The organism is Synechococcus sp. BO 8801 (assembly GCF_002252675.1).
Taxonomy (GTDB): Bacteria; Cyanobacteriota; Cyanobacteriia; order PCC-6307; family Cyanobiaceae; genus Cyanobium.
Genome location: NZ_NQKY01000008.1, coordinates 93,073 through 119,036, shown reverse-complemented (window position 1 = coordinate 119,036; position 25,964 = coordinate 93,073). Strand labels below are relative to the sequence as shown.

At 70.4% G+C, this 25,964-nt stretch carries 20 protein-coding genes; 19 read left to right on the top strand and 1 reads right to left on the bottom strand.

What is annotated here, in order from left to right:
* The first annotated feature begins 2 nt into the window (after window positions 1-2).
* The 18 genes from CJZ86_RS08355 to CJZ86_RS17115 all read left to right on the top strand — a co-directional run bounded on the left by CJZ86_RS08355 (window position 3) and on the right by CJZ86_RS17115 (window position 21,956).
* A complete protein-coding gene (locus CJZ86_RS08355; protein WP_143594101.1) occupies window positions 3-938 on the top strand; it encodes a glycosyltransferase family 2 protein in 936 nt (311 codons plus the stop codon).
* The gene (locus CJZ86_RS08350) at window positions 935-2,998 is read left to right on the top strand and encodes a glycosyltransferase (RefSeq protein ID WP_094585487.1); all 2,064 of its coding nucleotides are present in this window, start codon (window positions 935-937) and stop codon (window positions 2,996-2,998) included. The genes CJZ86_RS08355 and CJZ86_RS08350 overlap by 4 nt, the downstream gene beginning before the upstream one ends.
* A gap of 1 nt (window position 2,999) precedes the next feature.
* Window positions 3,000-4,265: a glycosyltransferase family protein gene (locus tag CJZ86_RS08345; protein WP_094585486.1), complete on the top strand. Its 1,266-nt coding sequence runs from the start codon at window positions 3,000-3,002 to the stop codon at window positions 4,263-4,265.
* Window positions 4,262-5,440, top strand: coding sequence for a glycosyltransferase (locus tag CJZ86_RS08340; protein ID WP_094585485.1), 1,179 nt, complete (start codon window positions 4,262-4,264; stop codon window positions 5,438-5,440). Before CJZ86_RS08345 ends, CJZ86_RS08340 begins: the two co-directional genes overlap by 4 nt.
* A complete protein-coding gene (locus tag CJZ86_RS08335; protein ID WP_094585484.1) occupies window positions 5,437-6,894 on the top strand; it encodes a hypothetical protein in 1,458 nt (485 codons plus the stop codon). The genes CJZ86_RS08340 and CJZ86_RS08335 overlap by 4 nt, the downstream gene beginning before the upstream one ends.
* Window positions 6,891-7,694, top strand: a complete 804-nt coding sequence (locus tag CJZ86_RS08330) for a glycosyltransferase family 2 protein (protein WP_094585483.1) — start codon at window positions 6,891-6,893, stop codon at window positions 7,692-7,694. Before CJZ86_RS08335 ends, CJZ86_RS08330 begins: the two co-directional genes overlap by 4 nt.
* Before the next feature lie 106 nt (window positions 7,695-7,800).
* On the top strand, window positions 7,801-8,835 hold the full coding sequence (locus CJZ86_RS08325; protein ID WP_094585482.1) for a GDP-mannose 4,6-dehydratase: 1,035 nt from the start codon (window positions 7,801-7,803) through the stop codon (window positions 8,833-8,835).
* Window positions 8,832-10,052, top strand: a complete 1,221-nt coding sequence (locus CJZ86_RS08320) for a glycosyltransferase family 4 protein (RefSeq protein ID WP_094585481.1) — start codon at window positions 8,832-8,834, stop codon at window positions 10,050-10,052. Before CJZ86_RS08325 ends, CJZ86_RS08320 begins: the two co-directional genes overlap by 4 nt.
* Before the next feature lie 5 nt (window positions 10,053-10,057).
* Complete coding sequence (gene asnB, locus CJZ86_RS08315; protein ID WP_094585480.1) at window positions 10,058-11,905, top strand: asparagine synthase (glutamine-hydrolyzing); 1,848 nt, start codon at window positions 10,058-10,060, stop codon at window positions 11,903-11,905.
* 294 nt (window positions 11,906-12,199) lie between these two features.
* Window positions 12,200-13,951 (top strand): carbamoyltransferase family protein, encoded by a 1,752-nt coding sequence (locus CJZ86_RS08310; RefSeq protein WP_094585479.1) that lies wholly within the window; start codon window positions 12,200-12,202, stop codon window positions 13,949-13,951.
* A complete protein-coding gene (locus CJZ86_RS08305) occupies window positions 13,948-14,826 on the top strand; it encodes a glycosyltransferase (protein ID WP_094585478.1) in 879 nt (292 codons plus the stop codon). Before CJZ86_RS08310 ends, CJZ86_RS08305 begins: the two co-directional genes overlap by 4 nt.
* A 28-nt stretch (window positions 14,827-14,854) precedes the next feature.
* Window positions 14,855-15,589 carry a YdcF family protein gene (locus tag CJZ86_RS16975; protein ID WP_094585477.1) on the top strand — a complete coding sequence of 245 codons (735 nt, stop codon included), beginning with the start codon at window positions 14,855-14,857 and terminating at the stop codon, window positions 15,587-15,589.
* A 17-nt stretch (window positions 15,590-15,606) separates the two neighbouring features.
* Window positions 15,607-16,530 (top strand): SDR family oxidoreductase, encoded by a 924-nt coding sequence (locus tag CJZ86_RS08295; RefSeq protein ID WP_094585476.1) that lies wholly within the window; start codon window positions 15,607-15,609, stop codon window positions 16,528-16,530.
* Window positions 16,527-17,465 carry an MraY family glycosyltransferase gene (locus CJZ86_RS08290; protein WP_094585475.1) on the top strand — a complete coding sequence of 313 codons (939 nt, stop codon included), beginning with the start codon at window positions 16,527-16,529 and terminating at the stop codon, window positions 17,463-17,465. Before CJZ86_RS08295 ends, CJZ86_RS08290 begins: the two co-directional genes overlap by 4 nt.
* Before the next feature lie 331 nt (window positions 17,466-17,796).
* Entirely contained in the window at window positions 17,797-19,734 is a 1,938-nt protein-coding gene (locus CJZ86_RS08285) for a polysaccharide biosynthesis protein (RefSeq protein ID WP_094585474.1), read from the top strand.
* Window positions 19,731-20,669, top strand: coding sequence for an exosortase/archaeosortase family protein (locus CJZ86_RS08280; RefSeq protein WP_094585473.1), 939 nt, complete (start codon window positions 19,731-19,733; stop codon window positions 20,667-20,669). Before CJZ86_RS08285 ends, CJZ86_RS08280 begins: the two co-directional genes overlap by 4 nt.
* Complete coding sequence (locus tag CJZ86_RS08275; protein ID WP_094585472.1) at window positions 20,666-21,331, top strand: hypothetical protein; 666 nt, start codon at window positions 20,666-20,668, stop codon at window positions 21,329-21,331. The genes CJZ86_RS08280 and CJZ86_RS08275 overlap by 4 nt, the downstream gene beginning before the upstream one ends.
* Before the next feature lie 97 nt (window positions 21,332-21,428).
* The gene (locus CJZ86_RS17115) at window positions 21,429-21,956 is read left to right on the top strand and encodes a protein-tyrosine phosphatase family protein (RefSeq protein ID WP_190611074.1); all 528 of its coding nucleotides are present in this window, start codon (window positions 21,429-21,431) and stop codon (window positions 21,954-21,956) included.
* Between the two features lie 48 nt (window positions 21,957-22,004).
* On the opposite strand, the gene CJZ86_RS08265 is transcribed toward CJZ86_RS17115, so the two are convergent.
* Window positions 22,005-24,365, bottom strand: coding sequence for a GumC family protein (locus CJZ86_RS08265; RefSeq protein WP_094585470.1), 2,361 nt, complete (start codon window positions 24,363-24,365; stop codon window positions 22,005-22,007).
* Between the two features lie 498 nt (window positions 24,366-24,863).
* Here CJZ86_RS08265 and CJZ86_RS08260 point away from each other — a divergent pair, with 498 nt between their 5' ends.
* Window positions 24,864-25,952 (top strand): SLBB domain-containing protein, encoded by a 1,089-nt coding sequence (locus CJZ86_RS08260; protein ID WP_094585469.1) that lies wholly within the window; start codon window positions 24,864-24,866, stop codon window positions 25,950-25,952.
* Window positions 25,953-25,964 lie beyond the last annotated feature (12 nt).

Genomic DNA, 25,964 nt, shown 5'->3' with positions numbered 1-25,964 from the left:
TGATGCAGGAGCCTGTGGAGCACGAATCCGGCACGGCCCCGCTGGTGTCGGTGGTGATGGGGGTTCGCAACGGCGGGGCCAGCCTCGCCGCGACCCTCGATTCGCTCACCGGCCAGGAGGGGGTGAGCCTGGAGGTGGTGGTCGTCAACGACGGCTCCAGCGACGACACCGGCGCCCTGCTGGCGGCGCGGGCCGCCGCCGACCCGCGGCTGCGGGTGCTGGAGCGGCCGGGCCGGGGCCTGACCCGCTCCCTGATCGAGGGCTGCCAGGTGGCCTGCGGGGTCTTCATCGCCCGCCAGGACGCCGGTGACATCTCCCTGCCGGGCCGGCTGCTGCGGCAGGTGCGCTGCCTCGAGCAGAACCCGGAAGCCAGCCTCTGCTCCACCCATGTGCGGCTGGTGGTGCCGGAAGGCGCCACGGTCCGCGTGAACGCGCCGGATCCCGGGGAGCTGGCCGATGGGCTGACCGGGCCGGCCATCCACGGCTCGGTGATGATGCGGCGCAGCGCCTATGAGCGTGCCGGAGGCTATCGGCCGATGTTCTATTTCGCCCAGGACATCGATCTCTGGAGCCGCATGGTGGAGCTCGGCGGTCACTTGGTGGTGCCGGAGGTGCTCTACGAGGCCACCCTCTCCCCCGGATCGATCAGCGGCTCCCGGCGCCGGGAGCAGGAGGCCTTCCATGCCCTGATCGTGGCGGCCACCCGGGCCCGCCGCAGCGGGCAGCCGGAGGCGCCCGTCCTGGAGGAGGCCGAGGCCCTGAGCGAACGCTGCCGGGGCCTGCGGGCCCAACCGCGCCGGCAGGCCGATGGGGCCTACTTCATCGGCGCCTGCCTCAGCCACGAGCGCCCGGACCTGGCCCGTCAGTACCTGCGCCAGGCCCTGGCCCTCAACCCCTGGCACCTCAAGGCCAGGCTCAAGCTGGCCGCCTTGCCATGACCCTCAGCGTCGCGATTCCCACCTTCGGCCGCGATCAGGTACTGATCGACAGCGTCGCCGCCCTGCTGGCCCTGGATCCACCCCCGTTCGAGCTGCTGGTGGTCGACCAGACGCCCCGCCACGATCCCGACTGCGAAGCGCGGCTGGGCGCCTGGCAGGCGGAGGGACGGATCCGCTGGCTGCGCTTGCCGACCCCCTCGATCACCGGCGCCATGAACGTGGCCCTGCAGGAGGCCCGCGGCGATCGGGTGCTGTTCCTCGACGACGACATCCTGCCGGACCCGGAGCTGCTCAACGCCCACGAACGGGCCGGTGCCGCTGACCCCGACGCCATGCTGGCCGGGCGGGTGCTGCAGCCCTGGCACCGGGGCGAGAGCGACCCGGAGGAGGGGCCGTTCCTGTTCAACAGCCTGCGGCCCCGCTCCGTGGAGGAATTCATGGGGGGCAACGTGGCCATCCCCCGCCGGCTGGCCCTGGAACTGGGGGGATTCGACCAGAACTTCGTGCGGGTGGCCTACCGCTTCGAGGCTGAATTCGCCTTCCGCTGGCGCCAGGCCGGCCATCCGATCCAGTACGTGCCCGGTGCCCTGATCCACCACCTCCGGGCCGAACGGGGCGGCACCCGCAGCTACGGCAAGCACCTCACCACCGTCAAGCCCGACCATGCCGTGGGGCGCTACTACTTCCAGTTGCGCACCCAGCCCCTGCCGGCGGCCCTGGGGGCCTGCCTGGGCGGCTGGCTGGGGTCGGTGCGCAGCCGCCACCACCTGCGCCATCCCTGGTGGATCCCCCCCACCCTCATCGCCGAAGGACGCGGCCTGCTCTGGGCCCTGCGCCTGCAGCGCAAGGGGCCGGCCCTGCTGCCCAGCCGCCGGCGGCGGCTGCTGATCGCCGGCAGCCACCCGGTGCAGTACCAGACGCCCCTGTTCCAGGCCCTCGCCGCCGACCCCGGCGTGGCCACGGACGTGCTCTACCTCACCCTTCCGGACGCCCGCACCCAGGGCCTGGGGTTCGGCGTCTCCTTCGAGTGGGACGTGCCGCTGCTGGAGGGCTACCCCTGGCACCGCGCCGCCAGTGGCCGGGGACGCGGGATTACCTCCGGCTACCGGGGCGTCTGGCTGACCCGGCCCCTGGGGGAACTGGGCTTCGGCCCGGCCCGGCAGCGACCCGATGCCCTGCTGCTGACCGGCTGGCACTTCCTGGGCATGGTGCAGCTGTTCATCGCCGCCCGGCTGCAGGGCCTGCCGGTGCTGCTGCGGATGGACTCCAATGCCTTCCGTCCCAGGCCCTGGCCCCTGAACCTCACCTACTGGATCCTGTTCCGCGGGGTGTCGGTGGGCCTTCCCGTGGGCACGGCCAATGCCCGCTGGTACCGCCAGTTCGGTGTGCCCCAGATCCGGCTGGTGCCCTCGCCCCACTTCGTCGACAACGCCTACTTCGGCGAGCGGGCCGCGGCCCTGCGCCCCCGCCGGGACGCGCTGCGCCAGGACTGGGCCATCCCCCGGGAGGCCTTCTGTTTTCTGTTCGCCGGCAAGCTCCAGCCCAAGAAGCGTCCGCTCGACCTGCTCGAAGCGCTCCGGCAGCTGGTGATGGAGCCCCTGTCCCACCCGATGCATCTGTTGATCGTGGGCACCGGCCCCCTCGAAGAAGCCTGCAGGGCACTGGCCAGCCAGCACGGCCTGCCGGTGAGTTTCGCCGGCTTCGTGAACCAGTCGGGCATGCCCTCGGCCTATGCGGTGGCCGACGCCCTGGTGCTGCCCTCCGACCACGGCGAGACCTGGGGGCTGGTGGTGAACGAGGCGATGGCCTGCGGTCTGCCGGCGATCGTGAGCGACCAGGTGGGCTGTGCCGAGGATCTGATCTTCGAGGGCCGCACGGGCCTGGTGAGCCCCGTCGGCCAGCCGGCGGCCCTGGCCGCGGCCATGGGGCGGATGGCCGCCGATCCGGCCGCCGCCGCCCGGATGGGGGAGACGGCGCGGGAGCTCGTCAACAGCCACTTCAGTGTGCGGAAGGCCGCAGACGGCATCCTGGCGGGGCTGACCCTGCTGGAGCGCCCCTGAGATGGCCAGGGCCCTGATCCTCTCCCTCCAGCCGCCCGGGGGCGGCGGCGTCCAGGCCCGCCGCTACGCCAAGCTCCTGCCCCATCTGCCGGCGGCCGGCTGGGAATTCCATGTCGTCGGCCCCGACCCCCGGCTCGATGCGGTCACCCCGGAGCCCTTCCCCGGCCAGGAGCGCTTCTGCCACTACAGCCGGCGGGTCTCCCGCTCCCAGCGCTGCGCCATCCGCAGGAACCGGCGCCGGCCAGGCACCCCGCTCCATCTCTGGTTCGGCCTGCGCCAGCTGATCCACCGGTGGCTGGAGCGCCTGGGGCGCCACGACCCCCAGGCCCATGCCCTCGAGGGCCTCAGGGCCACCGCCCTGGCGACGGCGGCGCGCCTCCCCTGCGATGTGGTGGCCGGCATCTGCCCGGATTTCCGCGTCCTTGAGGTGGCCCGGGAGGTGGCCGGGCGGCTCGGCAAACCCTTCATCGCCATCTACGACGATCCCTTCGGCCACCGGGAGAAGGGCCACTTCCATCCGGCCCACCCCGAGCGCCAGCGGGCCGTGCTGGCCGCCAGCGCGGGGGCCGTGTTCGCCTCACCCCTCACCCTGGAGCGCTACCGCGAGCAGGGGCTGCTGGGATCCACCCCGGCCCGGTTCCTGCCCGACTGCTTCGAGGTCGGCGAAGCTCCGCCGGCTGCCCTTCCAGACCCCGCGACCCTGACGTTGTTCCACCCCGGCAACCTGGGCCCCTGGCGACCGATCGAGCCCCTGCTCGAGGCCGTGCGGCGCTGGCGGCCCGAGGAGCAGGGCGGGCTGCGGATCCAGCTCTACGGCTATCTCTACGAAGCGGCGCGCACGGCCATCCGCAGCGACCCCCGCCTGCGCCAGATCGTGCAGGTCCATGCCGCGGTGAGCAACGAGCGCTCCCACCAGCTGGCGGAGGCGGCCGATGGCCTGCTGGTGCTGATCGGCCCCCGCCACAACGACAACCTGCCCTCAAAGTTCTTCGAATACCTGCCCCACGCCACGCCGGTGCTGGTGGCCGGACCGGCGGGCAACCCGCTGCAGGGGATCGTCGAAGGCCTGGAGAAGGGGATCTACTGCGACATCGAGAGCAGCGCGGCCATCTTCGACGCCCTGGTGGAGCTGCGGCGCCGGGCCGGCTGGTTCCGGGAGCGCCCTCGCCACAACCGTGACGCCATCGCCGCCTATGCCGCCCCGGCGGTGGCCGCGGCCTGGGGGGCGGCCTTCGACGGCTTCCTGGCGGCTCGCCCGGCGCCATGAAGGTTCTGCATGTCATCCCCTCGATCAGCCCGCTGCGGGGCGGCCCCAGCCGGGCCGTGATCGAGATGGTGACGGCCCTGCGGCTCCGGGAGGTGGACGCGGCCATCCTCACCACCAACGACCATGGCCCCGGGCTGCACCCCGATCTGGTCACCGGCCGCTGGCAGCAGCACCAGGGGGTGCCGGTGCTGGCCTTTCCCCGCTGGAGTCCACCGGTGGCCGCCCTGCGGGAGTTCGCCGTCAGTCCCGGTCTCAGCCTCTGGCTGGCCCGCCACCTGAAGGACTACGACCTGCTCCACGTCCATGCCCTGTTCTCCTACCCGTCCACCAGTGCCATGGCCCAGGCCCGCTGGGCCGGCGTTCCCTACATCCTGCGCAGCATCGGCCAGCTGAGCCCGTGGAGCCTGGCCCAGAGCCGCGGCCGCAAACGTCTGATGCTGCGCCTGATCGAACGGCGCAACCTGCAGCGGGCGGCCGCCCTGCACTTCACGACAGGCGCCGAACGGGATGAGGCCGCCGCCCTCGGCCTGGCTCCCCCCTCCCTGGTCCTCCCCCTGGGGGTGCGTGGCCCCGAGCCAGGGACCGCGGCGGCGGCCGGCCGGGACGGCGCCGCACCGGTCCGGTTCCTGTTCCTGTCGCGGCTGCACCCCAAGAAGCGGCTGGAGAACCTGCTGGACGCCCTGGCCCTGCTGCAGCGGCGCCAGCCCGACGCCCCGTGGGAGCTGGCCATCGCCGGCGACGGCGAGCCGCGGTACGTCGCCGGCCTGCAGGAGCGCAGCCGTCGGCTGGGCCTCGAAACCCGCTGCCGCTGGCTGGGGTTCGTGGAGGGGGAGGCCAAGTGGCGGGCGCTGCAGGCGGCTGACTGGTACGTGCTGCCGTCGGCGGCGGAGAACTTCGGCATCGCCGCCGTGGAGGCCCTGGCCGCCGGCACCCCGGTGATCCTGTCCCCGGAGGTGGCCGTGGCCGCCGATGTGGACCGCTGCGGTGCCGGCCTGGTCTGCGGCAGCGACCCCGAAGCCCTCGCCCAGGCCCTGGCCACCGCCCTGGTGCGGCCGTCCCTGTCAATGCGGGCGTCCGCCCTTAACCTGGCTCAGATGGAATTTTCCTGGAGCACGATCGCCCTTCAGCTGCGTGACGCTTACCGCCAGGTGCTGACCTCTTCCGCCGGCCGATGACCATCCTGCTGCTGATCGTGCTCTTCGGCGCCCTGGCCGCCGTGCTGCTCGACGGCGACTGGCGGGCCGGCCTGATGGTCACCCTGCTGATCGGCTTCGTGCAGGATCCCCTGCGCAAGATCACCCCGGACCAGCCCGGCTGGATGGTCGGCCTCGTGCTGATCGGCTTTGCCCTGTGCGGCGTGGTGCTGCTCGAGCGGGCCGGTCGCTTCAATCTGCGGGCGATGTTCTGGACCGTGCCGCAGTTCGACGCCTGGGTGACCGTCTACTTCACCCTGATCGCCCTGCAGAGCCTCAACAGCTTCGCCCGCTTCTCCGACATCCGCCTCACCGCCATCGGGGCCGCCTTCTTCCTGGCCCCGGCCTTCGGTCTCTGGGTGGGCTTCCAGGTGGGCTGCTCCCTGCCGTTCCTCAAGCGCCTGCTGACGCTCTACCTGATCGGCTCGACGGTGATGGCCTTCACCGTCTATCTCAGCTTCCAGGGGGTCGACCATCCCACCCTCCAGGAGGTGGGTGAGGGCCTGCTGATCACGTTCCGCCACGGCTTCTCCGCCCAGGGGGCCTCCGGCTTCTGGCGCACCAGTGAGATCGCCTCATGGCAGCTCTCGGCGGCGGCCTGCATCGCCGCGTCGATGGGCATCGCCAGCCAGAAATCCACCAACCAGTTCGGGCTGCTGCTGCTGGCCGCGGGCTTCGCCTTCCTGACGATCCTCACCGGCCGACGCAAGGCCCAGGTGCTGATCCTGGCCTTCGTGGCCATCTATCTGCTGCTCTTCAGCCGCCGGGCCAGCCCCGCCTCCAAGGAGCGGGTCATCACCAGTGTGCTCGGGGTTGCCGGGATCGCCTATCCCCTCTATGCCTTCATCCTCTCGGAGAATCTCGGCGAGAACTTCGGCGAGTACACCAACCGCTCCCTGACCATCCAGCAGGACCTGGTCGAGCGCTTCGATTCCCAGGGCATCGGCGCCACCCTGAGGGCCATCGAGATCTCCGACGGCATCGGCATGGGGGTGGGTGCCGGGGCCAGCACCGGCGGCCTGGTCAGGAATGCCGCCCGCGATGCCATCCAGAGCGTGGGCTTCGTCTCCGAAGGGGGCGGCGGCCGCCTCATCCTCGAACTCGGCATCCCGGGCATCGTGGTGCTCGGGGTGATCTTCGTGCTGCTGGCCCTGGTGCTGCTGCGCAACTTCCGTCTGCTGAAGCAGCTGCCCCAGTCCACCTCCGCCCTGCTGATGGGGCTGATGTCCTTCGCCCTGGCCAACGTGCCGGCGTTCTTCTCGGCGGCCCAGCTCTACGGCGACCCCTTCGTGCTCATCCTGATGAGCCTTTGCCTGGGTTCCTTCCTGGCCATCCCCACCCTGGTGTCCCAGCAGCAGGAGCAATGGGCCCTGTGGCAGGAGCAGCAGCGCCAGCGGCAGATCTTCCTGGAGCAGCACTCCCAGCCCCAGGCATGAGTCTGTCCGAGCCCCCTGCCGCGCTCCTCACCGCCCTGATCCTCACCCACAACGAAGAGGCCAACATCGGCCGCACCCTCGACCATCTGGGCTGGCTGGATTCCATCCTGGTGATCGACAGCGGCAGCAGCGACGCCACCCTCACGATCCTCGCCGGCCATGGGTCCGTCCGGGTGCTGCACCGGCCGTTCGACAGCTTCGCCGACCAGTGCAACTTCGGCCTCGACCAGATCAGTTCCCCCTGGGTGCTGAGCCTGGATGCGGACTACCTGATCCCGCCGCCGCTGGCCGCCGAAATCCAGGCGGTGATCAGGGATCCGGCCGCCACCGCGATGGCCGGCTATGCCATCCCGTTCCGCTACTGCATCGGCGGCCGGCCCCTGCGCAGCGGCATGCTGCCCCCGCGCACCAGCCTCTATCGCCGTGGCCTGGGCCGCTACCGCAACGACGGCCACGGCCACCGCATCGTCCTGTCGGGACCCGTGGGACGGCTGCGGCAGCCGATCTTCCACGACGACCGCAAGCCCCTGCAGCGCTGGCTGGCCTCCCAGGGCTCCTACCTGGCGATCGAGGCGGCCAAGCTGCGGACCACCCCCTGGCGCCAGCTGTCCCTGGCGGATCGGCTGCGGAAGCACACCCCCCTGGCCCCCTTCGCGGCTCTGCTGTTCTGCCTGGTCTGGAAGGGGGGGGTGCTGGAGGGCTGGCGCGGCTGGGCCTACGCCCAGCAGCGCATGTATGCCGAACTGCTGCTCCATCTGATGCTCCTGGAGGGCCGCTGCAGCCTCTCGACTCCCCCTTGAATGCCCACAGGACCCTGCAGGATCTGGAGGTTGCCCTAAGGTCCGCCCTGACCGCCGGTCTGCCCGCTTCGAGTCACCCGTCGATCCCCCCGTCTCGCTCTTCTCGATGCCCTCGATCCTGATCACCGGCGGCGCCGGTTTCATCGGCGTCAACGCCGCCCAGCACTTCGCTTCCCTGGGGTGGGAGGTGGCGATCCTCGACAACCTCTCCCGCCGGGGCACCGAGGACAACCTCCGCTGGCTGCTCGATCAGCATCCCGCCATTGCCTTCCACCGGGTCGACATCCGCCAGGCGGACGCCCTCGCCGAGGTGGTGGCCGCCGTCCGGCCATCCATGTTGCTGCACCTGGCGGCCCAGGTGGCGGTGACCACCTCCTACACCAACCCCCGGGAGGATTTCGAGATCAACGCCCTGGGCACGTTCAACGTGATGGAGGCCGTGCGGCTCCATTCGCCCGAGAGTTTCGTGCTCTATGCCTCCACCAACAAGGTCTACGGCGGCATGGAATCGGTGCCGGTGGAGATGACCCCCCACGGCTATCGCTTCCGCGATCTCCCCTCCGGCGTGCCGGAAACCCAGCCCCTGGATTTCCACTCCCCCTACGGCTGCTCCAAGGGGGTCGCCGACCAGTACACGATCGACTACGCCCGCATCTACGACCTGCACACCTGCGCCTTCCGCCAGTCCTGCATCTACGGCACCCGCCAGTTCGGCATCGAGGACCAGGGCTGGGTGGCCTGGTTCAGCATCGCCGCCCTGCTGGAACGGCCGATCACCCTCTACGGCGACGGCTGGCAGACCCGGGACGTGCTCGATGTGCGCGACCTGGCCCGGGCCTACGAAGCCGCGTGGCACAGCCGCGACCGCATCAGCGGCCAGGCCTTCAACATCGGCGGCGGCCCCGTCAACACCCTCTGCCTGCGGGATCTGCTGCGCTTCCTGGAGGAGGAGCTGGCCATCACGCTCTCCCCCCTCAGCGGCCAGTCCCGCCCCGGCGACCAGCCGGTGTTCATCTGTGACGTCAGCAAGGCCGCCGAGCAGCTGGGCTGGACGCCGGAGATCAGCGTCGATGCCGGCGTGCGCCACCTGATCCGCTGGGTCCGCGACAACCGCGATCTGTTCGGCTGGCTCAGGCAATGAGGCGGCCCCGTGCCCTGGTCAGCACCATCGAACCGGTGGACGGCGGCGTGCCCGCCATGACCACCGCGGTCACCCGGATGCTCGAGGAGCTCGACATCGAGCCCGTCTTCGCCTGGTATGCCCCCTGGAGCGCCCATCCGCGTCTGTCGGTGCCGCTGCATGCGGTCCCCAGCGGCCGAAAGCCGGGCCAGATGCAGCGCCGCGTCTACGGCGACCATGAGGGCCATGGCCTGGGGGCCTGGCTGCCGGAGCTGGAGTTCACCCACTACCTGCCGCGGCGGGCCTGGCGGGAGCTGGTGGCCGGCTGCGACCTGCACCTTTCGGTGACGGGGAATCCCCTCTGCGCCACCCCCTTCGCCCGCCTGGGGATTCCCTTCCTGGCCTGGGTGGCCACCCCCTGGAAGGAGGATCGCGTCGACCGCGTCAGGGGCTTCTCCCGGCCCCGGCGGCTGCTCGACCGGATGCTCAACGGACCGGTGCTGCAGCGGCTGGAGCGCCAGGTGCTGCGGGCCCCCCGCGGGCGGATCCTGGCGTTGAGCGGCTACACGGCCAGGGCCCTGGAGGCGCTGGCCCACCGCCCCATGGACGGCGTGATGCGGATGCCGGTCAATCCCGCCGTCTTCCGTCCCGCCCCCGAACGGGTGGTGCCCTGGCGCGTCGGCTTCGCCGGGCGCTACGGCGATCCCCGCAAGCACATCACCCTGCTGCTGGAGGCCGTGGCCCGCCTCGTCGCCGCCGGCCACCCCGTCGAACTCGTGCTGGCCGGCGAACAGGACGTCGATCGCCTGCGCGGCCCCCTGGTGGCGATGGGACTGGCCGAGCGGGTGCGCTGCCTCCCCTCTCTGGGCCCCGCCGCCCTGGCGGAGCTGCTGCAGACCCTGGATGTGTTCGTGATCCCCTCCCACCAGGAAGGGCTGTGCATCGCGGCCCTGGAGGCGATGGCCTGCGGCGTTCCGGTCGTCAGCACCCGCTGCGGCGGCCCGGAGGACTACGTGATCGACGACCGCACCGGCCAGCTGGTGGCCAGTGATCCCGCCGCCATGGCGGCGGCGATCGCGGCGATCGGCGCCGACCGGGACCGGCGCAAACGCCTCTCCACCGGCGCTCTCACGTGGGTGCGGGAGCAGGCGAGCCCCCAGGCGGCCCGGCGGACTTTCCTCGCCCACCTGGAGGCGATTGCCCCCCCCGGCCGGATCCCCACCCTGCGGGAGGCCTAGGGCCGATGTGCGGCATCGCGGGCCAGCTGGGCAGGGACCCGGGCGACTTCGCCGCCCGGGTCGGCCCGCGTCTCGCCCACCGGGGCCCGGATGATGCCGGCGTCTGGCAGGACGCCGGGGCCTGCCTGGTGCACCGGCGCCTGGCGATCCTGGATCTCTCCCCCCTGGGCCACCAGCCGATGGCCTCCGCCTGCGGCCGCTGGCAGCTGGTGTTCAACGGCGAGATCTACAACCATGCCGAGCTGCGGCGCCGGCTCGAGGCGGAGGGGCAGCGCTTCCGGGGCAGCGGCGACACGGAGGTGCTGCTGGCCTGGCTGGTCAGCCGGGGCCTGGACGGGCTGGGGGCGCTGCGGGGCATGTTCGCCTTCTGCCTCTACGACACCCGGGAGCGCAGCGCCCTGCTCGCCCGCGATCCCCACGGCATCAAGCCCCTCTATCTGCGCAGCGGCCCGGGGGGCAGCCTCGCCTTCGCCTCGGAGCTGCGGGCCCTGCTGGCGGCCGACGGCCAGCCGCCGAGCCTGAACCGCCAGGCCCTGGGGCGCTACCTGGCCACCGGATCGGTGAGCGAGCCCGACACCCTGGTGGCGGGGGTGCAGCGCCTTCCCTGCGGCCACGCCGCCACCTGGCGCCAGGGTCGGCTGACGGTGCAGCCCTGGGGGGCCCTGCCCGAGAGCCTTGTGGGCGCCACCGGCGCCGGCGCCATGACGGCGGCCGAGGCGGTGGCCCTCACCCGCTCGGCCCTCGAGGATTCGGTGGCGGCCCACATGGTCAGCGATGTGCCGGTGGGGCTGTTCCTCAGCGCCGGGCTCGATTCCGCCTCCCTGCTGGCGCTCGCCCCCCGGGGCCTGCACACCTTCACGATCGGCTTCGCGACGCCGGGCGCCGGCGGCTTCGATGAATCCGGGCCGGCGGCCCGCATCGCCGCCCACTTCGGCGCCCATCACACGCCCCTGAACCTCACGGCCGACCAGGCCCGCCAGTGGCTGCCGGCCTTCCTGGCCAGCCAGGACCAGCCCTCCATCGACGGGTACAACACCTGGTGCGTGGCCCGGCTGGCCACGGAGCACGGGCTGAAGGTGGCCCTCTCCGGGCTCGGCGGGGATGAGCTGTTCGGTGGCTACCCCAGCTTCCGGATGGTGCCGAAACTGCGGCGCTGGCGGAGCCTGATCGGCCCCGCCGGGCCGCCGGCGGCGTGGCTGCTGCAGCGGCTGCCCCAGGGGCGTGGCGCCCGACTGCAGCGGATCAGCGGACTCCTGGAAGCGCCCGCCTCCCTGGCGGAGGCCTACGGCTGCTTCCGGGGGCTGTTCTCCCCCTCCGAAACCCAGCGTCTGCTGGCGCACTGGGGGCTCCGTCCCGAGCCCGCTGCCGCGGTGCCGACGGCGGGTCGCGGCGGGATCGGGAACAGCCTTGGCGACGGCGGCGTTGCGCCGGGGGGCCGCGAGGGGGTCGCCTGGCTGGAGGGCAGCCGCTACCTGCGCAACCAGCTGCTGCCGGACAGCGACGTGATGGCGATGGCCGCCGGGCTGGAGCTGCGCCTGCCCCTGGTGGATGCCCAGCTGCAGCGCCGGCTGGCCCCGATCCCCGCCGCCCTGCGGCTGGCGGAGGGCAAACAACTGCTGGCCCGCAGCGTGCCGGAACTGCCCGACTGGTTCCTGAACCGCCCCAAGCAGGGGTTCCGCTTCCCGTTCCAGCTGTGGCTGGACGACCCGGCCTCGCCCCTGGCCCTGCGGCTGCCCTCGACACCCCGGGGGATCGATCTGGCGCCCTGGTACCGGCGCTGGAGCCTGATGGTCCTCCAGCACTGGCTGGAGGTGCACCTCGGCCTCAGCCTCTCGCCGGCGCCCCGCCCGTGAGCCGGTTCCCGGCGTGGCCGGCGGCGATGTCAGGGATGGCTTCGGAAAGGTCGCCTAGAATCCCGCCGCCGGCGGACCTCGTCTCCGCGGTTTCATCCGCTGCCCATCTCCATCCCTTGATCCGGTCCATCCCTTGATCCGGCCGTCCGACCGGGGATGTCGAGGCCGACCGGGTGGTGGGAACCATCGGGACGGCCCCAGCGCCTCTGGCCCGGACAGGGTTCCGCCCACCCCCCATTGCGGGACCGCTCCCCTCCAGACCGTCCTCCACCCGCCATCCGGTTCCGCAGCTCCATGACGCTCATCCTGGGCATCAATGCCTTCCACGCCGATGCGGCCGCCGCCCTGGTGCGGGATGGGGTGATCGTCGCCGCCGCCGAGGAGGAGCGCTTCCGCCGCATCAAGCACTGGGCCGGGTTCCCATCGGAGGCCATCGCCTGGTGCCTGGCCGATGCCGGCGTGGGCCCCGCCGACCTCGACCACGTCGCCATCAATTCCCAGCCGGGGGCCCACCGCTGGCGCAAGGTGGCCTACACCCTGGGGCACCGTCCCGATCCCCGCTTCCTGGTCGCCCGCTGGCGCAACAAGCGGGAACGGGCCGATCTGGGCCAGCAGCTGGCCCAGGCCTTCCCCGGGGCGGCGATCAGGGCCCAGCTGCACTTCGTGGAGCACCACCGGGCCCACCTGGCCTCGGCCTTCTTCGCCTCCCCCTTCGAGGAGGCGGCGGTGATCTCGGTGGACGGCTTCGGTGACTTCGCCAGCGGTGCCTGGGGGTATGGCCAGGGGAACCAGCTCAGCCTCGATGGCCAGATCTGGTTCCCCCATTCCCTGGGCGCCTTCTACACGGCCATCACCCAGTACCTGGGCTTCCCCAACTACGGCGACGAATACAAGGTGATGGGACTGGCGCCCTACGGCCAGCCCACCCGGATGGAGGCGATGCGCCGCATCGTGCGGCTGCAGGACGACGGCACCTACCGCCTGGATCTGCGCTACTTCCTCCATGCCACCCAGAAGCTGCCGCACCAATGGAGCAACGGCGCCCCAGTGGTGGGCAGCCACTGGAGTCCGGAGCTGGAAGCCCTGCTCGGCCCCGCCCGCCGCGCGGATCAGCCGCTGGAGCAGCACCACATGGACATCGCCCGCTCGGCCCAGGCGATGTATGAGGAGGCCTTCTTCCACCTGCTCCGGGCCCTGCACCGAAACCACCCCAGCGACCAGCTCTGCATCGCCGGGGGCTGCGGCGCCAACTCGGTGGCCAACGGCAAGGTGACCCTGGCCACCCCCTTCCGGCGCGTCTACGTCCAGGCGGCCGCCGGCGATGCGGGGGGAGCCCTCGGCGCCGCCCTTGAGGTCTGGCACGGCCTGGGCCAGCCCCGTTCCACGCCGATGCGCCATGCCTACCTGGGCAGTCAGCCGGCCCCCGGTGAAGTGGAGGAACTGCTGGCCAGAGCGGACACCCGCACAGCCCTGGAGCAGGCCGGATGCAGCATGGAGCGGCCGGAGGAGGGGGTCCTGTGCGAGCAGGTGGCCGCGGCGATCGCCGAGGGGCTGGTGATCGGCTGGTTCGACGGCCGCATGGAATGGGGACCCAGGGCGCTGGGGCACCGCTCGATCCTCGGGGACCCGCGCCGCGCCGACATGAAGGACATCCTCAACCTGAAGATCAAGCGCCGGGAATCGTTCCGCCCCTTCGCCCCTTCGGTGCTGGCCGAGGCAGTGGGCGAATGGTTCAGCCTCGACGGGGAGGTCCCTTTCATGATGCAGGTGTACCCGATCCGGGAGGAGCAGCGCCCCCGCATCCCGGCCGTCACCCACGTGGACGGCAGCGGGCGGCTCCAGACCGTCAATGCCGCCGACAACGGCCGCTACTACCGCCTGATCCGAGCCTTCGCCGACCTCACGGGCGTACCGATGGTGCTCAACACCTCGTTCAACGAGAACGAACCGATCGTCTGCACCCCCGCCCAGGCCCTCGACTGCTTCCTGCGCACCCGCATGGACCTGCTCGTGCTCGGCGACGTGCTGATCCGCCGGCAGGGGTGAGCGCCACACCGCCACCCGGCCCCGCCACCGGCGCCACGCCGCCCGACGGCGCCGCCACCGGGCTCAGCCTGATCGTTCCCACCCTCGATTCCCACCAGTTGCTGCCGCGGCTGGTGAACTCCCTGCAGCGCCAGAGCTGGCCCCACTGGAAGGTGCTGTTCATCGACGGGCCCAGCGGAGCGGAGCACCGGGCCTGGCTGGAGGCCCTCTGCCACCGGGACCACCGCTTCCGCTGGCAACCCCAGGATCCGGCGCTCCCCGGCATCTTCGGGGCCATGAACCAGGGCTTCCGGGAAGCGCCCCCGGAGGACTGGCTGCTGTTCTGGGGCAGTGACGACTGGGCGCCCTCCCGCACCGTGCTCGAGGAGGCCATGGAGGCGACGCAGCGGGGGCCCCGCGGGGTTCAGCCGCCGGATCTGGTGGTCTGCAGCGGCCGCTATGCGGGCAAGGGGCCGGACGGGGCCACGCGGCTGGGACGGCGCACCGCCTTCTCCAGCTGCAGGGCCTTCCGCCTCAGCCTGTTCCTGGGGTCCACCCCTCCCCACCAGGCCACCCTGATCGGCCCCGGGGCCCGGCGGCGCCTCGACCATTACGCCGAACCCTTCCGGCTCTCCGCCGACCTCGACTACTTCCTGCGCCTCAGCACCAGCCGGGACCTGACCGCCAAGGGCCTGGATCTGGAACTGGTCCACATGGGGGTAGCGGGGGCCAGCGGCCAGCAGACCGGCCGGCGGCTTCAGGAGGTCGCCCTGGCCTATCGCCGGTCCTTCGGGTGGCTCTGGGGGCTCCCCTTCGGCCTGCGCTACGTCCGGCGGCTCTGGAGTCGCCGGCCCGGGGCCGGACAGGGGCCGAGACCCCCCAGACGGGACCGATAAGCTTGGCCAGGCCTGCGCAGCGATTCCCTTGCCCGAGGAGGAGAGGCCACCTGGGGACGACCGGGAACCGCGGCGGCAACGGGTCCGCAGGAAAAAGCCGCGGCAGCGGGAGGGCTCCCTGCTGCAGCGGCTCTGGTGGAACCGGAAGACCCGGCTGGGGGTCCTGGCCCTGGGTGTCGCCGGCGGCCTCGCCTGGTTCTTCGCTCCCGCCTGGCAGGGGACACGGGGCGCCTCCCCCCGGCCGTCGCGGCAGGCCGTCACGAACGTCCCGAAGGCCCCCGCCACGGGCCCGGACGTCATCTCCGCCTTCATCGAGGATCCCTGGCGCAGCCAGTCCGCCATGCTGCTCTGGCGGGACCGGCCGGGCGCTTATCTGGTGCTCCAGGGCAACGCCGAGTACCAGGCCATCACCACCAACCACCTGAAGGATCGCCAGCTCTGGCCAAAGGACACCTCCAGGATCGTGCGACTGCTGCCGGCCTGCGACACGGTGGGCCTGGTCACCCATCTGGCCAAGCTGCTGGAGACGTGGCCGAAACCCGGCCAGGTCACGATCGTGACCGCCCCGACCCACATGGAGCGCACCCTGGCGATCGCCCGGATCGTCTATGCCGGCACCGGTTGGCGGGTGGTCGGCTCCGAAGCCGAGACCGGTGATCTGCGGCCCGAATCCGAGTTTCGCCTCCGGCGCGACCAGCTGCGCGCCTCCCTCTGGCGCCTCACAGGATGGGATGGCCGCCTCGACGGCAACGACTGCGTCTGATCCCCTTGGTCCCCCCCATGCCTGCGCCGATCACGCTCTTCGGGGCCACCAGCCCGAGCGGCCAGGCCCTGATCGCTCTGGCGGCAGGGCGGGAGCTGGTGGTGGCGGGGCGCCGGCCGCCGCTGCCCCCGGCCAGCGGCGGCAGCGGCGGTGGCGAGGCACCGCCGTTCCTGCGCTGCGACCTCGAGGACACCGGTGCCGGGGCCGAGGTGCCGGCGGGGCTGCTGGTCAGCTTTGCCCCGATCTGGTCGTTCGCCCCCTGGCTGGAGCGGTTCGCCGGCCGCGACCCTGCCCGCTTCGGCCGGCTGCAGGGGGTGATCGCCTGCTCCTCCTCCTCGGTGATCACCAAGCGCTTCGCCGCCAACCGCTTTGACCGCGATCTGGTGCGGCGGCTGCGGCAGGCGGAGGAGTCGCTGAGCCGGACCTGCGCCGCCCACGCCCGCCCCCTGCGGATCCTGGCCCCCACCCTCATCTACGGCCAGGCCGGCCCCCTGGGTGATCGCAACCTCAGCCGGCTGCGCCAGCTGCTGCGCCGCCTGCCCCTGCTGCCCCTGCCCGGCGAAGGAGGGCTGCGCCAGCCCATCCACTGCCGCCAGCTGGCCGCCGTGGCCCTGCACCTGGCCGACCGCCTGGCCGAGGACGGCTTCGACCCGTCCCAGCCGGTGCACCTCCCCCTCGGCGGCGACGACACCCTGAGCTACGCGGCCATGCTCCGGCGCCTCCAGGACGCGACCGACCGGGGGGATCGGGCCCGCCGCTGCCGCCTGCTGGCGTTGCCGCCGCGCCTGTTCCTGTCCCTCGCCTCGCCGCTGCTGCTGCTCTCCCCGAAGCGCTTTGAGGCGGTGCTGCGCATGGGCGCCGACCTGGCCGGCTTCACGCCGGCCCACCACCTTCTCGGGGGATCCCCCGAACCCTTTCCCGTGCTGCCGCTGGTGCCATGACCCCCCTGCACGGCCTGGCCTTCCTGCTGCTGGGCGCCGGCCTCGGCGCGCTGCTGCTGCACCGGCTCCTGCCCCTGCTGCGGCGCCGGCTGGTGGATCAGCCCAACGCCCGCAGCTCCCATCAGCGACCCACCCCCAGGGGCGGGGGGCTGGCCTTCGTCCTCGTTGGCAGCGGACTGGCTCCGTTCGCCGGGGAGGGCTGGCCGGCCTGGGTCCCCCTGATCTGTCTGCCGCTGGCCCTGGTGGGCCTGCTGGACGACCGCCTCGATCTGCCGGCCGCCTGGCGCTACGGCGTGCAGATCGCCACGGCCCTGGCGCTGGTGGCGATCTCACCCCTGGCCCTGCCCTGGTGGCTGGTGCCGGTGGCGGTGTTCGCGGCCACGGCGGTGATCAACTTCGTCAACTTCAGCGACGGGCTCGACGGCCTCGTCGCCGGCTGCGCCGCGGTGCTGCTGATCGTGGCCTTCCTGGCCATGACCCCCGATGGCGGCCACGCGCTGGTGCCGCTGATCGGAGCCCTGCTGAGCTTCCTGGCCTGGAACTGGAGCCCGGCACGGGTGTTCATGGGGGATGTGGGCAGCACCTTCCTGGGGGCGGTCATCGCCGGGATGGTGCTGCAGCAGGCCACGCCAGCCCTGGCCCTGGGTCTGCTGCTGGCGGGCTTCCCGCTGCTGGGGGACGCCTGCCTCTGCGTCCTGCGCCGGCTGGCTGCGGGGCAACCCATCTTCCAGGCCCACCGCCTGCACCTTTATCAGCGCCTGCATCAGGCCGGCTGGCCCCATGCCCGGGTGGCCCTGCTTTACATCGGCGCCACCGCCCTGCTGGGGGCGGCCCTGCTCCTCCAGGGCCTGCCCCTGGAGCTCGGCCTGCTGCTGCTGGAGCTGGCTCTGGGCCTGTGGCTCGATCGGCACCAGGCCGTCCCCTTCTCCCCCTGAATGGGCAGTAACGTCAAAAGGTGCAGGTATTGCCACGGCCATGATCCATTCCGGCATCACACTATTGGTGTGTGAGAATGACGATCTCCATGTGATTGCCTAGCCTTGCTCCGTCCAGTCGGCGCCAATCACCCCTCTCATGCATCTGCTGGCCTCCTGTTCGCTTGAGCGGAAGCGTTGCACGGGCAAGTCATCGAGGTAAGTCAACACTGGTGGGCAGCCATTCAGACGTCGCTTCCTTCTCTTCGCCGCAGCTGTTTTTTTCACCGTTGCATTCCCACTGCATCCCCACTGCATTTCCTGATTCGTCGATCACCGCCGAACTGAACGATTGATTCCCCAGCTCTCATTTCTTCGTTACGTGCAGAAGCAGCTGCTGGCCCGCCGGCTGCTGTTGGTGGTCTTCGATGGTCTGATGATCGTCGCCTCCTATCTCGGCGCCTTCATCCTGCGTCTGCCGGACGCCACCACCCTGAAGGGCTTCATGCCCTCCACGATCCTGCTGCTGCCCCTGGCCGTCATCACCGGCCTGCCCGTCCTGGTGGTCTCGGGCTGGTATCGGGGGCTCACCCGCTACGCCGGCAGCCACTCCCTCTACGGGCTGGTGCCCCGCTCCGGCGCGATGGTGCTGATCCTGCTGTTGAGCAGCACCCTGATCGGCGGTGCCCAGCCACCAAGATCCTTCTGGATTCTCTACTGGCTGCTGTTCACCGGCGGGGCCATCGCCAGCCGCATCGTGCTGCGTGACGTCCTGGTCCATCACCTCGATCAACGGGAGAACCACTCCCCCGGCGGCTCCCAGGGTGATGGCACCCTCATCTACGGCGCCGGCGCCTCCGGCATGGGTCTGCTGCTGGCCCTGCGCAACGACCCCCGCTTCCGCATCGTCGGCTTCCTTGATGACGATGAGGGCCTGCAGGGCCGGACCCTCCAGAACATGGCCATCCACTCGCCCCTGCGGCTGCCCCGTCTGATCGAGCGTCACGGCGTCCGCAAGGTCCTGCTGGCGATGCCCACCATGTCGCGGCGGCGCAAACGCCTGCTGGTGGATCAGCTCACCCACCGGGGACTGGAAGTCCTCTCGGTCCCCTCGCTGGCCCAGATGGCCACCGGCCAGAGGATCGTCTCCGACCTGCAGCCGGTGGCGATCGAGGATCTTCTTGGCCGCGAACCCTCTAACCCCGACCCGGTGCTGCTCAAGGCCGGCGTCGAGGGGAAGGTGGTGCTGGTGACGGGCGCCGGTGGCTCGATCGGCAGCGAGCTGTGCCGCCAGGTCGTGGGCCTGGGTGCCGCCAGGCTGCTGCTGGTCGAGCGCAACGAATTCGCCCTCTACGCCATCGAGCGGGAGCTGGGCTCCAAACCCTGCGGCGTCGAGCTCCATGCCGTCCTCGGCGATGCCTGTGACGCGGCCCGCCTCACCCTGATCTGCCGTCAGCACCGGGTCGACACGATCTTCCATGCCGCCGCCTACAAGCACGTTCCCCTCGTTGAGGCCAACCTCTGCGCCGGCATCGCCAACAACATCGGCGCCACCGAGGCCGTGATCGCCGCCACCCGGGCCTCGGGCGTGAGCCGGCTCACCCTGATCTCCACCGACAAGGCCGTTCGCCCCACCAATGTCATGGGAGCGAGCAAGCGCATCTGCGAACTGCTGATCCAGGCCGCTGCTGCCGAGATCGAGGACGGTGGCCCGATCCTCTCGATGGTCCGGTTCGGCAACGTGCTGGGCTCCTCCGGCTCGGTGATCCCCCTGTTCCATCAGCAGATCTCCAGAGGTGGGCCGGTCACCGTCACCCATCCGGCCATCACCCGCTACTTCATGACCATCCCGGAGGCCGTCCAGCTGGTGCTGCAGGCCACCGGCATGGCCATGGGCGGCGATCTCTTCCTGCTCGACATGGGCGAACCGGTCCGGATCGCCGACCTGGCCCGCCAGATGATCGAGCTGTCCGGGCTGCGGGTGCGCGACGAGCACAACAGCGACGGGGACATCGCCATCCAGTACACCGGCCTGCGGCCGGGGGAAAAGCTCTACGAGGAGCTCCTGATCAGCGCCGCCGACCAGCCCACCCAGCACCCGCTGATCCGCAGGGCCACCGAACCCCATCGGGACAGCGAACAGCTGGGGCCCCTGATCCAGCAGCTGCATGAGGCGCTCGCCCAGTGGGACGAAGCCGCCTCGAGCCAGCTGCTGCGGCGCCTGGTCCCGGAATACGATCCTGAAGAGGGTCTCCCGGCCTCCCCTCTGCTCGACGCCCTGGCCCGATGAGCAACACCATCGAGCGACTCTTCAGCGGCCTCCTTCAGAGGATTCCTCCGGGCTGGCGGGCCGCGATCCCGGCCGTTCCCCCGCCCACGCCCCGCAACCTCTGGCTGGCCCTGGCCGCTGCGGTGGCGGTCCAGAACATCGCCGTCTTCCAGAGCAGCCAGAGCGAGCACATCACCGTGTTCGCGGTGCTGGTGTGGGGGGGGGCGGTGATCTGCATGGAGGACCAGTTCGAGGACCTCCGGCCCAGGCCAGGCGCCTGGGGACTGGTCATCGGCAGCCTGCTGCTGGTCTGGGTCCTGGCCCGCTCGGCGCTGATCCTCCACTGGGACGGTCTGCTGTTCGCCCTGGCGCCGATCGGCGGCCTCAGCCTGGGTCTGATGGCGGAGAAACCGGCCAGCCTGGGCCGTTTCCGCGATCCGCTGCTCTGCCTGATGCTGCTTCCAAGCTTCGCCCTGCTGATGCGGACCCTGCCGGAAGCCCCCATCAGCCTGCTCACCGCGAGCCTCTCCGGTCTCTGGCTGAGCGTGCTCGGACTCGACGTCACGGTGAACGCTCGCAGCGTGCTGCTGCCAGGCGGCGGCGTACGGGTGCTCGGCCCCTGCAACGGGGTGGACCTGATGGCCCAGATCCTGTGCGTGGGCGTCATCTTCCTGCTGGCCTTTCCGATCCGCTCCTGGACCAGCCGTGCCGTGGTGCTGCTGATGGCGCCGGTGATCGGCCTGGTCTGCAACACCTTCCGCATCGCCCTGCTGGCGGTGTTCGCGGGCAACGGCCAAGGCAAGGGCAGCTGGCTGTTCGATTTCTTCCACGAGAGCACCGGCTCCCTGGTCTTTTCCGGAGTGGCGGTGATGATCTTCGGCATGGTCTACATGCGGCTGCTCGAGCGGGAACTTCCCCCCCTGCCCGCCCCGCCGCAACCGGGGGAAGGAGCGTGATCACCCCTCCCCTTCTGGTCCGCTGGTACGGCACCTTCGCCGTCGCTGCGGCCCTTCTGGCGACCCAGGCGATCCTGCTGCCGCGCTGGCCCGCGGCACCGCGTGCCCTGCCGGCTGAGCAGCTGGAAGCGGCGCTGCGCGGGGCCCAGCTGCTGCCGGAGACGGCCCCCAGCCTCGCCCCCCCCTGGCCGGCGAAGCGCAGCTACGAACTTTCCACCACGGCGCCGGTCGTCCTGCCCCTGCAGGAGGGGTTCGAGCTGACCCTGATGGGCGGCACGGTGCGCCAGCGTTTCAACTTCCAGACCAGTGTCATCGGGCGGGACCAGGCCAGCCTGAATCTCATCCAGCGCCGCCTGATCGGCAGCCCGGTCCCGACGGCAAGGGGACTGACCAAGGACCGCCCCACCCTCCAGACCTGCCTGATGTCAGGCCCTGGCCCGGAGAAGCCCTTCGGGGTCACCCGTGAACAGCTCACCACCCTCGCCGATCGTCTGGCGGTCGGGAGGGAGTCCGCCATCGAGAAGGTGATCGGGCTCCAGCCCCATCGCACCTATGCCTGCACCCTGATCAGCCTGCGTGGGCCCAAGGGAAAGCCCCCTTCCGACCGCCTCTGGCAGCAGGTGCTGGCCCTGGTGGAGCCGGTGCTGCGAACCCGGACGTGAGCGCAACCGACAAGCGCCACCCGTCGAGGGCACGCCGATGATGGGCCCCCTGCGGCAGTTTCTCCATAGCCTGAGGCAGGACCGGCCCCTGCCGCCGATGCCCGACCGCTCCCTGCCCTGCAGCTGGGTGCTCAACGGTCAGCTGGCGATCGGTCCCATGCCGCGCACGGCCAGGCATTGGCAACAGCTGGAGGAGGCCGGGATCCGCAGCCGCTTCAGCTGCTGCTATCCGGAGGAGGAAAGCGCCCTGATCGTTCCCCCCGGCTGGAGCAGCGACCGGGTCTCCCTGCCCGACCACAGGCAGCAGGAGCCGCTGCGCCAGGAGCGACTGGCCCTGGCCCTGGCGAGGGCGGAAGCGCTGGTGAACCAGGCCGCTCCCATCTATCTGCACTGCATGGCGGGGTACGAACGCTCCCCCCTTCTGGCGGTTGGCCTGACGGCCCGACTGCGCGGCATCGATCCGCTGGCGGCCCTGGCCTGGGTGCGTCGCTGCCACCCGATGGCCATGCCCATCTATGACCACCTGGTGATGCTCGAAATGCTGCTCTGCGCCCGCCCAGCCATGGGTGACGGTTTGGAGACGGGGCCGGTGGAGCCCCTCCTTGGCGGGGGGAAGGGCCCCTGAAACGGGCCCTCACCTGCAGCGAACCCTGAGCTGAAACGAACCGAACCCTCAGCCCCTGTTCCCGAAGCGCTTGCGCAGCCAGCCCATCGGGCCGCCACCACCATCACTGGAGGGACGGTGGCGACGGGAGGAAACCCTCTCGGCGGGAGGCAGGGAACTGGAGGAGCCGGCGCTGGGTCCGAGGCCGCCATTGGAGGCGACGGGCGCAGACCCCTGATCCTCGTCCTCGCGGTAGTAGGTCTTGACGTCGGATTCGCCCTCGTTGTAGCGGGCGGAGATGTAGGAATTGGTCGCGGCACCCTTCATGTAGCTGTCGCGATAGCGCTGCACATAACTGCCGAATCCACCGGTGGAAGGTTCGCTGGCGCTCTTGGCGTAACCCGACGCCGACGCGTAGGCGTAGTGGTAGTAGTAGCCGTATTCGTAGCCGTAATCGTTGAGGCGGCTGGGGAAATTGACCTGGTTGCAGATGATGCCGAGCACATCCACCCCGGAGGCCCGGATGCGACGGCTGGCCTGGGGAGCCAGCTCACGACTCACCTTGCCGAGGCCGACCAGGAAGAGGATGCCGTCGAGCTTCTCTCCCAGCAGGATCGGATCGGCCAGCATCAGGCAGGGAGGCGCATCCACGACGATGATGTCGTAGCCGGGAAGGGCACGGATCTCGTCCATGACTTCCTTGCAGCGGGTTGAGTTGAGCAGCTTGGCCGGATCGGGCGGCTTCGGGCCGGCCGGAAGCACGTCCATGTTCTCGGCGATGGAGTGGATGAAATCCGTCGGTTTGCGCGTTGAATCCGAGAGCAGGGTGGAAAGGCCGTCGCCCTGCTCCACACCCAGGTAGCGGGCCTGCATCGGCAGCCGCATGTCGGAGTCGATGACGAGCACCTTGAGGCCGAGGTCGGCCAGGGTGCGGGAAAACACCGCGACCGCGGGGGACTTGCCTTCCCCCTGGGTGGAGGAGGTGATGCCCACCATGCGGATGCTGCTGTCGGCGCGGAGCAGTCGGAAGGTGGTGAACAGGCTGCGCAGCGACTCCTTGATGGCGAAGCGCTCGCTCGAGGACATCTTGGAGATGCTGGTGGCGATGTCGACACCGGGCTCGAGGGGCAGGTAGGGGATCAGACCCAGAACCGGCAGCTGCAGGTCCTTCTCCACCTCCATGGGGGTGTGGAAAACGTTGTCGGTCCGCTCGCGGAGGATGGCGGCGCCGAGACCGGCCAGAAGACCGATCATGATCGCCCTCAGCAGGTTGCGCTGGATGTTGGGCTCCACCGGACTGCCGCCGAAATCGGGAGGTCCGATCACTTCCCAGGGGGAAATGGAACGGGCCATCTCGAGCCGGTAACGCTCCCTGGCCTGGATGTAGGAGGAGTACTGCTCCCTGGCGATCGAGAGCCGTTGGTTGATGTTCTCGAACTCCGACATCTTCTGGGGATTGTTCCGGAAGTTCTCGCTCAGCAGAAGGATCTGACGGTTGATCTCATCCTGCTGGGCCACGTTGGAAAGCAGCCGGGCCTTGACGGCGTCGGCAGCCTGCCGCTGCACAACGGGGAGCAACTGGTTGCGGCGGGCGATCAGGGACTGAACGATCGGAGAGTTGTCCTTGAACGTGCCCTTGGCGGTGGCCAGTTCCTGTTCAAACTGGTTGAGGAGGTCAAGGGGCGTCTTGGTGCCGCTGGCAGCCTCGGCTCCGGAAGATCCCCCCCTGCCCGGCACCAGAACGCTGTTCCGACCCAGCTGCTCAAGGGCGGTGGGGGCACCGCTGGGGGTGAACTGCAGCTTGCCGGTCTGGATCGATTTCAGCTGGCTGTCGAGCTGCACCTGCTCGTTCTGAAGGGTGCGCAGCTGGTTGACCAGACCTTCGCGGGCCCCGAGGATCTGGCTGGCCGCCGTGGCCGGGTCAACGAAATTGTTGCGTTCCCGGAACCTGAGCATCTCCTGGGAGAGCTTGGTGACCCGTTCCTCGATCGCGGGGGCCTGCTCGTCGAGGAAGCGGACGCCGGAGTTGACCGCCGCCTGGCGCTGGGTCAGGGAGAAGGCGGTGTAATCCTTGGCGAGCTGCCGCAGGATCGCCTTGCCCTTGGCTGGATCGGGCCAGCGCAGCGACACGTTGAGGACGTTGTCGACCCGGGCCGACTCCTGGTTGATGGAAAGGTTGCTCTCCAGGGCCCGGAGCGGCACGCCCTGACGCTGGGCGACCGGCCCGAGCAGCAGGGGGCTGCGCATCAGAACGATGAGACTGGGCACATCGGTCTTGATCTCGCTGCGGGCGATCGTCTCAACGGAACCGCCGCCGCCGCCGCCGCCAGGGTTGTCGAAGGGGTTGCTGATCTGCATCTGGAACCCCCCCTGGTAGACGGGGGAGAAGATGCGCTGACGCAGCGTGTTGATCGCCAGAACGCCGGTCACCACCGCGAAGGTGATCAGAAAGATGGACTGACGGCGCTTGACCGTCCGTACGAGGCCCCCCAGGCCGCCGCCGCCGGACTGGCCCTCGCCGATGGGGCTGAGGGGGCTCTGCTGCGACGGATCGAAAGCGCCTGGACCCGGACCACCCGCGGCGGGAAGGGACAGCGGGCGCGCGGTTCCACCCGGAAAGGTCTCAGGAGGAACACCCGTCGTTGTCACGTTATGAACCGCAGGGAAAGTTGAGCCGATGATAATGGCAACCAGCAAAGAATGCCCCCTTGACTCGGGCGTCTATGGTGGTAATCCGATTAATGTCCTTCGGTGGCTTCTCCTCCCAGAACATCTGTACGCCAGGGATCTGCAGGCCAGTCGGCACGCCGGGAATCTGCCGCAGGTCAGGGATCTGCAGCATCTGACGGAACCTCCCGTGGCAGGAGCCTTCGCCCCACGATCCGGCGGCGTCTTTCCTCCCTCGGCGCACTGGGTCTGGTCGGTGCGATGGTGGCTCCGACAGGACTGAAGGCCTCGGTGCCCCAGGGGGTGGCGCCCCATTCCCCCTGGCGCGGTGCCGCGGCCGTGAGCGCCGCTCCCCTGGCTGGCCCCGCCTCCTCGGCCCCTCTGCCCCTCACGGTCACGGAGGTCTACAACGATCTTTACGTCCTCGGCCCCGGGGATGGTCTGCAACTCACCTTCACCGACCCTTCCGCCTCCGCCATCGGCGGTGCGGTCTCCATCCTTCCCGACGGCACTTCGACCCTGTCGCTCCTGGGATCGGTGCAGCTCACCGGCCTGACCATCGGCCAGGCCACCCGCTGGCTCACCTCGCTCTACGCGAAGCAGCTGGTGCGGCCTGAGCTGATCCTCAGCCTCGTTTCGCCCCGCCCCGTGAAGGTGACCATCATCGGCGAGGTGGGTCGTCCTGGCCTCTACCCCCTGGCCTCCTTCTCCACACCAGTTTCCGCGATCCAGACCGCCGGCGGCGTCACCCTGAACGCCGACATCCGCAAGGTGCTGCTGCGGCGTCTGGCCGGGCCCGACGGCAGTCAGAAGCAGACCGTTCTGGACCTGGCCCAGGTCTTCCAGGTCGGCAACCAGCGGCAGAACCCGATCCTGTTCGACGGCGACACGATCGTGGTCGCCCGCACGGAGGATCTGATCCCCGAGGAAATCCTCCAGATCGGCGCCACCAACCTGGCCCCGGCCACCATCAATGTCTCGGTGATCGGCGAGGTCCGCAGCCCCGGCAACCTCAGCCTTCCCGCCAACACCCCCCTGGCCGAGGCCATCTTCCGGGCCGGTGGTGCGGAGAACTGGCGGGCCAACAAGAACGACATCGAGCTCGTCCGCCTCAACCGCAACGGCACCACCACCCGGGAGGTCTACAGCTACCGGGATGGGATCGGCGTCTCCAAGGGGCTGAATCCCCCGCTCCGGGACAGGGACACGATCATCGTCAATCGCACCTTCTACGCCGAGGCCCTCGACGTCATCAATCAGGTCATCGTTCCCCTCAGTCAGGCCGCCAGCTCCTATTATTTCTTCCGAGATACATTCAACGGCAACAGAAACAACAACAACTTCCGCTGAAAACCGCTTCTC

Excerpts from the sequence above, each read along its gene's own strand:
- CJZ86_RS08355 (WP_143594101.1), top strand. The coding sequence starts at position 3 with ATGCAGGAGCCTGTGGAGCACGAATCCGGCACGGCCCCGCTGGTGTCG.
- CJZ86_RS08350 (WP_094585487.1), top strand. The coding sequence starts at position 935 with ATGACCCTCAGCGTCGCGATTCCCACCTTCGGCCGCGATCAGGTACTG.
- CJZ86_RS08345 (WP_094585486.1), top strand. The coding sequence starts at position 3,000 with ATGGCCAGGGCCCTGATCCTCTCCCTCCAGCCGCCCGGGGGCGGCGGC.
- CJZ86_RS08340 (WP_094585485.1), top strand. The coding sequence starts at position 4,262 with ATGAAGGTTCTGCATGTCATCCCCTCGATCAGCCCGCTGCGGGGCGGC.
- CJZ86_RS08335 (WP_094585484.1), top strand. The coding sequence starts at position 5,437 with ATGACCATCCTGCTGCTGATCGTGCTCTTCGGCGCCCTGGCCGCCGTG.
- CJZ86_RS08330 (WP_094585483.1), top strand. The coding sequence starts at position 6,891 with ATGAGTCTGTCCGAGCCCCCTGCCGCGCTCCTCACCGCCCTGATCCTC.
- CJZ86_RS08325 (WP_094585482.1), top strand. The coding sequence starts at position 7,801 with ATGCCCTCGATCCTGATCACCGGCGGCGCCGGTTTCATCGGCGTCAAC.
- CJZ86_RS08320 (WP_094585481.1), top strand. The coding sequence starts at position 8,832 with ATGAGGCGGCCCCGTGCCCTGGTCAGCACCATCGAACCGGTGGACGGC.
- asnB (WP_094585480.1), top strand. The coding sequence starts at position 10,058 with ATGTGCGGCATCGCGGGCCAGCTGGGCAGGGACCCGGGCGACTTCGCC.
- CJZ86_RS08310 (WP_094585479.1), top strand. The coding sequence starts at position 12,200 with ATGACGCTCATCCTGGGCATCAATGCCTTCCACGCCGATGCGGCCGCC.
- CJZ86_RS08295 (WP_094585476.1), top strand. The coding sequence starts at position 15,607 with ATGCCTGCGCCGATCACGCTCTTCGGGGCCACCAGCCCGAGCGGCCAG.
- CJZ86_RS08290 (WP_094585475.1), top strand. The coding sequence starts at position 16,527 with ATGACCCCCCTGCACGGCCTGGCCTTCCTGCTGCTGGGCGCCGGCCTC.
- CJZ86_RS08280 (WP_094585473.1), top strand. The coding sequence starts at position 19,731 with ATGAGCAACACCATCGAGCGACTCTTCAGCGGCCTCCTTCAGAGGATT.
- CJZ86_RS17115 (WP_190611074.1), top strand. The coding sequence starts at position 21,429 with ATGCCCGACCGCTCCCTGCCCTGCAGCTGGGTGCTCAACGGTCAGCTG.
- CJZ86_RS08260 (WP_094585469.1), top strand. The coding sequence starts at position 24,864 with ATGGTGGCTCCGACAGGACTGAAGGCCTCGGTGCCCCAGGGGGTGGCG.